Raw genomic sequence first — 559 nt, 5'->3', positions numbered from 1 at the left:
TTGAGCCTCAGCACGAATTTGTTCTGCTTTACTGCTGTCATCCAGTCCTTGATAAGCCAAGATCAAGTTATTGTAGAACGCAGGGCGTGGCTTATCTTTAATGATCTGCAATGACCAATCAATATAAGGTTGAATCAAACTTGGATCTTGCTTGTACAGACCAATATTCAAAAAGGTACTGTAAACGTCCCAGTCAAATCTGTCTTTCCATACGACCGGGTTACTTACCTGATTCAAAATATCAGGGTTAGTTGGTCGCGTAGTTTCGAACTTCGTCAGAATGTAGTTCGTGTGTAGTGCGCTCACCATATAGAAGGTAAACACGGCCGGAATTACCAAGCTAAAAACGCGCAGTAGACTTTTGGTCACTTTGCTAAACCCAACTTGGCGATAGCGCGAGACACGCTGGTCGACCCAATACAGCAAAATGATGAAAATCAGCCAGTGCACGAGAGAGTGATAAAACGGATATTCCAACTGAGAGTGAAGTACGATAGGAATGAATAACGCGAGCAACGCTAGGCGTGTGCCACGTTTGGCTTGATAAATCCTATGTAAA

Annotated in this window: 1 protein-coding gene; it reads right to left on the bottom strand. The window is 43.5% G+C overall.

Translation table 11 applies throughout. From position 1 onward, the window contains the following. Positions 1–559 (bottom strand): Wzy polymerase domain-containing protein (locus R7P74_RS28350; RefSeq protein ID WP_318124018.1); only part of this gene is annotated, 559 nt, incomplete at both ends.

It is taken from the genome of Vibrio sp. 2033 (genome assembly GCF_033339735.1).
The sequence above is the reverse complement of the archived record's forward strand: the minus strand, read 5'-3'. Positions and strand labels throughout refer to the sequence as shown.